6 protein-coding genes are annotated in these 8672 nt (G+C 64.5%); all 6 read right to left on the bottom strand.

Annotation, left to right across the window (positions count from 1 at the left end; translation table 11 throughout):
- Window positions 1–226: 226 nt before the first annotated feature.
- A complete protein-coding gene (gene msrA / locus J4D52_RS30230; protein WP_102677426.1) occupies window positions 227–676 on the bottom strand; it encodes a peptide-methionine (S)-S-oxide reductase MsrA in 450 nt (149 codons plus the stop codon).
- Window positions 677–693: 17 nt separating this feature from the next.
- Window positions 694–1749, bottom strand: a complete 1056-nt coding sequence (locus J4D52_RS30225; protein ID WP_102677425.1) for a glycine betaine ABC transporter substrate-binding protein — start codon at window positions 1747–1749, stop codon at window positions 694–696.
- Window positions 1746–3815 (bottom strand): ATP-binding cassette domain-containing protein, encoded by a 2070-nt coding sequence (locus tag J4D52_RS30220; protein WP_110721780.1) that lies wholly within the window; start codon window positions 3813–3815, stop codon window positions 1746–1748. The genes J4D52_RS30225 and J4D52_RS30220 overlap by 4 nt, the downstream gene beginning before the upstream one ends.
- Window positions 3816–3957: 142 nt before the next feature.
- Window positions 3958–4926, bottom strand: a complete 969-nt coding sequence (locus tag J4D52_RS30215; RefSeq protein WP_025809487.1) for an aliphatic sulfonate ABC transporter substrate-binding protein — start codon at window positions 4924–4926, stop codon at window positions 3958–3960.
- A gap of 404 nt (window positions 4927–5330) precedes the next feature.
- Window positions 5331–6614, bottom strand: coding sequence for a Zn-dependent hydrolase (locus J4D52_RS30210; RefSeq protein ID WP_102677423.1), 1284 nt, complete (start codon window positions 6612–6614; stop codon window positions 5331–5333).
- Between the two features lie 147 nt (window positions 6615–6761).
- Window positions 6762–8249, bottom strand: coding sequence for an NCS1 family nucleobase:cation symporter-1 (locus tag J4D52_RS30205; RefSeq protein WP_102677422.1), 1488 nt, complete (start codon window positions 8247–8249; stop codon window positions 6762–6764).
- Window positions 8250–8672: the final 423 nt, after the last annotated feature.

The following is an 8672-nucleotide window of genomic DNA, read 5'->3' as shown; positions in this document are numbered from 1 at the left end:
CGGAGTGAGGGTATGCCGAGCCTAAGCGAGGCACCGAGTGGTGGGGCAAGACCTTTTGGTTACTTTTGGGGCGTTTGCCAAAAGTGACCCGCCGTAAGGGCGGAACCCTAAGCAGCCGTGACCGCAGGAATGGATATGTACACCGTCCAAAAAGTGCAGCGCCAGAACCGACGCCATCGCGAGCAAGCTTCGCTCCTACAGAGGCAGACCTCCGCGACCAGTACCCTCAGATATGGCAACTACTCAACCCATTCTTTTCCAGGTAGCGCTGGTGCGCGTCATCCGCCAGTTCAAAGCGCCCCAGGGGCACGATCACCGTGGCCACAGGTTTGTTGAGGCGGCCGGAGTCTTGCAGAGCCGTCTTGGCCTGCCGTGCCTGTTCGGCCTGTAGAGCGTTGGTGTGGAAGATAGCCGAACGATATTTCACCCCACCATGCTCTCCCTGCCGATCCACCGAAGTCGGATCATGCAAATCCCAAAAGTGCTCGATCAAGCTCGAATAAGTCAACACCCGAGGATCGAAATCCACCTGCACCACCTCGATCCGCAACGACTCGTCGCCCGCCTCCACGGCGTAGCCCACCCGTGTATCCACCACCCCCGGCAGCGCCCGGAACGCGGCTTCCGCGCCCCAGAAACAGCCCGCGCCGAAGGTCGCCTGCTTGATCCCGCTCATGTTCCGATACTCCTCGCTCACTGCACCGCTCCGACTTTCTCGCCGCTAGCGCCCAGCCACTGATCGACGATCGCCGGGTTGGCCTGGACCCAGGCCTTGGCCGCTTGCGCCGCCGGTTGCTGTTCCTTCTCGATCCTGAGGATCAGGTCGTTCAACACCTGCGGGTCGATGCTGAAGTTTTCCAGGAAGGCGGCGATCCGTGGCGCGCGTTTCTGTAGCGAAGCGGAGGCCAGGACATAGACCCGGGCGTCCGGGTAGGCGCAGGTGATCTTGCTCTTGTTCAGCCAGTCGGCGTCCACCGTCGGGCTGACGAATTTCCAGCAGCCGTCGGCCTTGTACAGCGGGTCGCCCTTCTTGTTGTCCTGGGCGTAGCCGTCGAACGCCGGCTCATCCAGGCGGCGCAGGTCAAAGGCGGAGAAGATCCAGTCCGGGGTGTAGGCGTAGAACACCACGCCGCGCTGGGCCTTGTAGGCCGCGGCGAGTTTGGCGTAGGTCACCGAGGCTTCGGTGGACACCGACTCGAACTGGTCGGCAAAGCCGAAATCCTTGGCCTTGATCTGGCCGATATAGGTCGACTCCCAGCCCGCCGGGCCTACCAGCAATTGCGCCTTGCCGCCGCCCAGGGGTTCGAAGAGTTTCGCCACCTCGGGTTTCTGCAGGTCGTAGACCGATTTCACCCCGTATTTGTCTTGCAGGTAGCCGGGGATATAGAAGCCCTGGACCCCGAGATAGGGTTGCTTGTTCGGCACCAGGGAGCGGGTGCCGCCGGTGACGTACTTGGCCCAGGCGGCGGATTGATTAGGCAGCCAGATATCGGTCAGCACATCCACCGAGCCGTCTCCCTTGGCCGCGGCGGCGAACAGCACCGGTATGTCACCGGCCAGGTAGGACACATCGCCGTCGAGGCGGCTTTTGATCACCTCGCCGAGGATGTTCTGGATGGCGATGGCGCCGGTCCAGTTCTGTTCGCCGATGACGATCTTGTCCTTGGCCAGCACCGGCAGGGACAACCCCAACAGCAGCGCGGCGGCGCCCAGGGTACGGAAAAACGACTTGTTCAAGAGACACCTCATTGCTGATGGAAAGCGCGATCCCGCTGGCGCAGGGTCGCTTGAATGATGCGGTCGGGAATCAGCGCGCAGAACACGATCGCCGCGCCGGCCAGCATGCCCTCGCCGCCCTTGATATTGCGCAGCGCGGTCATCACGTCGTAGCCCAGGCCGCCGGCGCCGATCAGCGCCGCGACCACCACCATCGACAGGCTCATCACCAGGGTCTGGTTGATCCCCAGCAGCAGCGAGCCGGCGGCCAGGGGCAGCTCGACCTTGGTCAGGATCTGCCACGGCGTGGCTCCATGGGCCAGGGCCGCTTCGACCGCGGTCCTGGGCACTTCCTGGATCCCCAGGGCGGTGAGGCGAATCATCGGCGCCAGGGCGAAGATCAGCGTGGCGATCACCGCCGGGGTCTTGCCCACCGAGAAAAACGCGACCGCCGGGATCAGGTACACGAAGGTCGGCAGGGTCTGCATCACGTCCAGCAAGGGCGTGATCAGGCGCCGCGCCAAGGCACGCTTGGCCAGGAGGATGCCGGCGGGCACGCCGATCAGCAGCGACAGCAGCACCGAGGACCCCACCAGGGCCAGGGTGGCGATGGTTCGTTCCCAGAAACCGAACAGGCCGATATAGAGCAAGGCCGCCGCGCTGGTCAGGGCCAAGGCCGCGCCGGCAGAGCGCCAGGCCAGCAGCACCAGGGCCAGCGCCGGCACCGGCCAGGGCTGCCAGCCGAGCAGGCTTTCGATGCTCTCGATCACCGTGCGCACGGCGACTATCACGCCGACGAAGGTGCTTTCGAAGGTGACCTGGGACCAACCGATCAACTGGTCGATGGCCGCCGCGGTGCTCAATAGCGCCTGGCGGTCGGCGGGAAATTGCAGCCAGGGGCCGCTGGCATCCACGACCACCACCCGCCACAGCACCAGGCCCTGGCACAGCAGCAACACCAGCCACGGCAGGCGCCAATCGGAACGGCCCTGGCGGCTCGGACGACGGGCCAGGGTCACGCTGAGCAGGCGGCTGAGCAACAGGCCAAGAATCGCCAACCCCGCCCAACCGAGACTGGCGCTGGCCAGCCACTGCCCCAGAGCACTGGCCGCTGCCAATTCCAGGGCGAAACCCAGCCAATACAAGGCGCCATGCCCGCTGGCGGCCAAGGCAGCCGGCCCCAGCAACAGCGCCTGCCAGAAGGAAAATCCCGGGGCCACGGGCGCCGGAGCGGGTGCTGTTTTACCCGAAGCCACGGGCGCCGCGACAACCGTGTCGCGGCGCGCGCCGTGCTCTTGAAAGAAGTCCGCTACCTCAGCGTCTGCCGGGTGCTGCAGCAACTCGTCGGGGCTGCTCAGCTGGATCAGATGCCCCTGGCGCAGCACCGCGATGCGGTCGGCCAGGCGCAGGGCCTCGGCCGGGTCGTGGGTCACCAGCAAGGTGGTGATGCCGCGCTCGCGCACCACCCGCAGGAAGTGGCTTTGCAGGTCGCGGCGGATGGTCGGGTCGAGGGCGCTGAAGGGTTCGTCCATCAGCAGGATGTCCGGCTCGCTGACCAGCGCCCGGGCCAGGCCGACCCGCTGCTGCATGCCACCGGACAGCTCATGGGGATAATGCTCGCCCCAGCCCTCCAGGCCCATGGCCCGCAGCTGCACATCGGCGGCGGCCTGGCGCAGGGCCTCGGGCTCGCCGCGCAGTTCCAGGGGCAAGGCGACGTTGTCGCGCACGCTGCGATGGGGCAGCAGGCCGAAGTGCTGGAAGACCATGCCGATGCGCCGCGAACGCAGGGTGCGCAAGTCCTTGGCCGAAAGCTGACTGATGGCCGCGCCGTCGATCAGCACCTCGCCGCTGCTGGGCTCGATCAGCCGGTTGATATGCCGGAGCAAGGTGGATTTGCCGCTGCCGGAGGTGCCCATCAGGCACAGCACTTCGCCACGGCGCACGCTGAGACTGACCTGCTCCACCGCCGGCGGCACGGACGAGCCACGGCCGTAGTGCTTGGTCAGGTTGCGCAGCTCCAGCACCACCTCGGCGCTGGCCGGTTGCGGGGCGGACGAGGCTGGGACGGCAAAGGCCGCTTGGGGGTGAACGGCGGACACGGGAACTCCTGACGCCGGGCGCGGGGGTGGCGCCAACGGCGGTGATGAAAATAAAAAGGGGGAAGTCTTTTCGCCGGCCAGCCGGCGCCTACAGGGATATGTGCAGGAACCGGTTTGCCGACGAATGCGGGCTAACGCTCAATCACAAATGCGTGGGGCTCCACAGTTGCACCGCGCGGGCATCCACCGGCTTGGGCAACAGTTTTTCCTGGTAGAAGGCATCGGCGATTTTCTGTTGCTCGCCCAGGGCGTCCGGCTGCACCGCTTCCACCTTGTAGGTACGACGACTGTTGGCCAGCTCCACCGTGGTCACATCCAGGTTGCCCCACAGCGGGCCGAGCAATTTCGCCGCCTCCGTCGGGTGCGCCTTGACCCAGGTGCCGGTCTTCTGCAACTCGGCGAACACCTGTTTCAGCACTTCTGGATGAGCCTTGGCGTAATCGTTGGAGGCCAGGTAATAACGCCGGTAGCTGGCCAGGCCCTGGCCGTCATGCAGCACCCGCGCGCCCTGCTGGCGTTCGGCGCTGGCGACGAAGGGTTCCCAGGTGACCCAGGCATCGACCTTGGCGGTTTCCAGGGCGGCGCGGCCGTCGGCCGGGGTCAGGTACACCGGCTGGATGTCGGCGAAACTCAGGCCGGCCTCGCGCAGGGCGGCGATCAGCAGGTAATGGCTGCCGGCGGCCTTGGTCACCGCGACGCGCTTGCCCTTGAGATCGGCCAGGGATTTGAGGGTAGAGTCCTTGGGAATGACGATGGACTGCGCCGCGGGCGACGGGGTCTCCGTGGCGAAATAGGTCAGCTTGGCCCCAGCGGCCTGGGCGAACACCGGCACGGTGTCGGCGACGTCAGCACTGATATCGACGTTGCCCACGTTCAGCGATTCCGCCAGGGGCAGGCCGCTAGTGAATTCATGCCAGGAGATTTTCACGCCCTGCCCCGCCAGTTGTTTTTCCAGGGTGCCCTGGGCCTTGAGCACCGCCAGCAGGGTCGAGGATTTCTGGTAGCCGATGCGCAGGTCGGTATCGGCCTGGGCATCGAGGGCCATGCCCAGCGCCAGACCGGCCAGGGCGGTGATCGACAAGCTACGACGCAAAGCAAAGGGCAGGCGCATGGGGGCGGACCTTCTGGGAGACAGGAAAGTCGCTAAAAGCTAATCGATCTAAGAATTAAGATATAAATACTTTTTAGGAATTAGCTTAGGTTCGGGTGGACGATCCCAAGCTGTATGCGATGGCCGATCGCAACATCACCCTGTAGCCGCTGCCGAGGCTGCGAGGCTGCGATAAGGCCCAAAGGGCCTTGGTTCCCGATATCCCGACGGACCTCAATCGGCCTTGAGATCGCCGCGCCCGTGCCGGGCGATCGCAGCCTGCGGCAGCGGCTACAGGTGTCTGTCAGCGATTTCAGTGCTGTTCTTACGATGATCGCGGGCAAGCCTCGCTCCTACAGAAGAAGATTGCATGCTTCTGTAGGAGCGAGCGGGCGGCGATCCGACTTGCCCGCGATGACGTCCGCTCAGGCCACTCGCTGTCCCTTGGCCACGGCCTGGGACGCCGCCAACATCGCCCGCAGCAACACCGCGCAGCCAGCGGCGAGGTCGTCGGGGTCGGCGTTTTCGATTTCGTTGTGGCTGATGCCGCCTTCGCAAGGCACGAAGATCATCCCCGCCGGGCCCAGCTCGGCGACGAAGATCGCGTCATGCCCGGCGCCGCTGACGATGTCCATATGGGACAGCCCCAGCCCCTGCGCCGCCTCGCGCACCGCGTCAACGCAAATCTTGTCGAAATACAGCGGCGGAAAGTCCGCGGTCGGTTGCAGGTCGAAGGTCAGGCCATGTTCTTCGCAGGTGCTGTCGATCACCTGGCGCACCTCGGCGATCATCGAGTCCAGGCGCGCCGGTTCCAGGTGACGGAAGTCCAGGGTCATGCGCACCTCTCCGGGGATCACGTTGCGCGAACCGGGATAGGCCTGCAGGCAGCCCACGGTGCCGCAGGCATGGGGCTGATGGCCGAGGGCGGCGCGGTTGACCGCGGCCACCACCGCCGCCGCGCCGACCAGGGCGTCCTTGCGCAGGTGCATCGGGGTCGGGCCGGCGTGGGCTTCGACGCCGCGCAACTTCAGGTCGAACCATTTCTGGCCAAGGGCGCCGAGCACCACGCCTATGGTTTTCTTCTCGTCCTCGAGGATCGGCCCCTGCTCGATATGGGCTTCGAAGTAGGCCCCCACCTTGTGCCCACTGACCTTGCGGCTGCCGGCATAACCGATGGCGTTCAGCGCATCGCCGACGCTCACGCCCTCGGCATCGGTCTTGGCCAGGGTTTCTTCGAGGGTGAATTTTTCGGCGAACACCCCGGAGCCCATCATGCACGGCGGGAAGCGCGAACCTTCTTCGTTGGTCCACACCACCACTTCCAGCGGCGCCTCGGTTTCCACCCCGAGGTCGTTGAGGGTACGCAGCACTTCGAGCCCGGCCAGCACGCCGAAGCAGCCATCGAACTTGCCGCCGGTGGGCTGGGTGTCGATATGGCTGCCGGTCATCACCGGCGGCAGCTGCGGGTTACGCCCGGGGCGGCGGGCGAAGATATTGCCGATGCCATCCACCGTGACTGTGCACCCCGCTGCCTCGCACCATTGGACAAACAGGTCGCGGGCCTGGCGGTCGAGGTCGGTCAGGGCCAGGCGACAGACCCCGCCCTTGACCGTGGCCCCGAGCCTCGCCAGCTCCATGAGCGACTGCCACAGGCGGTCGCGGTTGATGTGCCGGTGGCTGGATTGCAGAACGTCGACGGCAGCGTTCATGGTGATCTCCTCAGGCTTTTCTGGTTGTCGTTGACGAGAGGTCCTTTGAGGGTGCGCTCGTCTGGAGTGATGCAGTGTTCGATAGATCCCATCGCGGGCAAGTCGGATCGCCGCCCGCTGCTCCTACAGAAGCGAGGCTTTTGCGCTTTACACCGGCGTCTTGGCGGTCGCGGTTCGCGGGCTGCCCAGGCTGCACAGCCCGTAGTAAATGATCCCGCCCAGCGCCGAGCCGGTGAACCAGCCGTAGCTGTAGAACCAACTGAACGCATCGCTGCCCAGGGACAGCAGGGTCAGCGCCACCGGCACACCGAAGGCGATAAAGCCGTACCAGTTCCACGCCGGATACACGTCATCGCGGTACAGCCCGGCCAGGTCCAGCTGCTGTTTGCGGATGATGAAATAGTCCACCACCATGATCCCGGCGATAGGCCCCAGCAGGCTGGAATAGCCCAGCAGCCAGTTGGAATACACGGTCTCCAGGCTGACGTCCGAGACCAGCAGGCCGAGCTTTTTCAGCAGTTCGTGGGCCATCAGCGCCAGGCCGACAAGCCCGGTGAGGATCACCGCCTTGGTACGGCCGATCAGCTTGGGCGCGATGTTCTGGAAGTCGTTGGTCGGCGAGACGATATTCGCCGCGGTGTTGGTCGACAGCGTGGCGATGATGATCAGCGCCATGGCCAGGGCCACCCAGCCGGGGCTCTGGATATGGCCGATCAGGCTCACCGGGTCGGAGACGGTGACGCCCACCAGCTTCACCGAGGCGGCGGTCATCACCACCCCCAGGGCGGCGAACAGAAACATGGTCAGCGGCAGGCCGAAAATCTGCCCGAGGATCTGGTCCTTCTGGCTCTTCGCGTAGCGGCTGAAGTCCGGGATATTCAGCGACAGGGTGGCCCAGAAACCGACCATCGCCGTGAGCCCGGCGAAGAAGTAGCTGTAGACGCTGGCGCCTTCCGGGCGCTTGGGCGGGATCGCCAGCAACTCGCTCAGGGACACATTGGGCAAGGCCCACACCAGCAGCCCGATACCCACCGCCACCAGCAGCGGCGCCGACAGGGTTTCCAGCCACTTGATCGACTCGGCGCCACGCAGCACCACCCACAGGTTGAGGGTCCAGAAGATCATGAAGCCAATCACCTCGCCGGTGCCGCCCAGGGCCTTCCAGCCCTCGAAGATCGAGCCGAGGAACAGGTGGATCGCCAGGCCGCCAAACATCGTCTGGATACCGAACCAGCCGCAGGCCACCAGGGCGCGGATCAGGCACGGCACGTTGGAGCCGATGACACCGAAGGACGCACGCAGCAGCACCGGGAACGGAATGCCGTACTTGGTGCCGGCGAAGGCGTTGAGGGTCAGGGGGATCAGTACCACGATATTGGCCAGCAGGATCGCCAGCAGCGCCTCGCCCACCGTCAACCCGAAATAGGCAGTGAGCACCCCGCCCAGGGTGTAGGTCGGCACGCAGATCGACATGCCGACCCACAGCGCAGTGATGTGCCATTTGTTCCAGGTGCGCTCGTGGACCTTGGTTGGCGCGATATCGTGGTTGTAACGGGGGCTGTCGAGCACGTCGCTGCCGGCGTCCAGCTCGTACAGGCCGGCACGCTCGGTCACTTGAGATCTGTTCTGTTGCATGGCCGCTCCACTTTTTTCTGATTATTTTTGCTCATCAAACGGGCCGGCAGACGTGCTGCCAGCTCGGCGATGGCCGGAGAACTGACGACTTTTACCGACCGGCCATCCTGTCGACGGCGGCACTCAATAAGCGTGCCGGCTTGTCCATCGACGGAGCTCCACAGTCGGTAAAATCCATGTAAACAACTGATGTTTCTTCAGTTTTATTCTGAACAACTTCCTGCCCTGGATAACGTGCCGGTTCACTCAGGCCGAATGCCGGGCAAGTTGTCCATCGGGTCAGGACTCAATCTGGTGCACGCAAATTTTTTTCAAACTTTTGTATGGGCCACAGGCCTCCTTCAAGCGGCTGATTTCACATAGGAAATCTTGCTCATATTTCGATCCTGTCAAGTGCGTCAAAATGGTGAAAGGCTGCACCAT

The organism is Pseudomonas sp. GW460-12-10-14-TSB1 (genome assembly GCF_017349775.1).
Taxonomy (GTDB): Bacteria; Pseudomonadota; Gammaproteobacteria; order Pseudomonadales; family Pseudomonadaceae; genus Aquipseudomonas; species Aquipseudomonas piscium.
Note: the sequence above shows the minus strand (reverse complement) of the source record. Positions and strands in the feature narration are given on the sequence as shown.

Excerpts from the sequence above, each read along its gene's own strand:
- msrA (WP_102677426.1), bottom strand. The coding sequence starts at position 676 with ATGAGCGGGATCAAGCAGGCGACCTTCGGCGCGGGCTGTTTCTGGGGC.
- J4D52_RS30225 (WP_102677425.1), bottom strand. The coding sequence starts at position 1,749 with ATGAGGTGTCTCTTGAACAAGTCGTTTTTCCGTACCCTGGGCGCCGCC.
- J4D52_RS30215 (WP_025809487.1), bottom strand. The coding sequence starts at position 4,926 with ATGCGCCTGCCCTTTGCTTTGCGTCGTAGCTTGTCGATCACCGCCCTG.
- J4D52_RS30210 (WP_102677423.1), bottom strand. The coding sequence starts at position 6,614 with ATGAACGCTGCCGTCGACGTTCTGCAATCCAGCCACCGGCACATCAAC.
- J4D52_RS30205 (WP_102677422.1), bottom strand. The coding sequence starts at position 8,249 with ATGCAACAGAACAGATCTCAAGTGACCGAGCGTGCCGGCCTGTACGAG.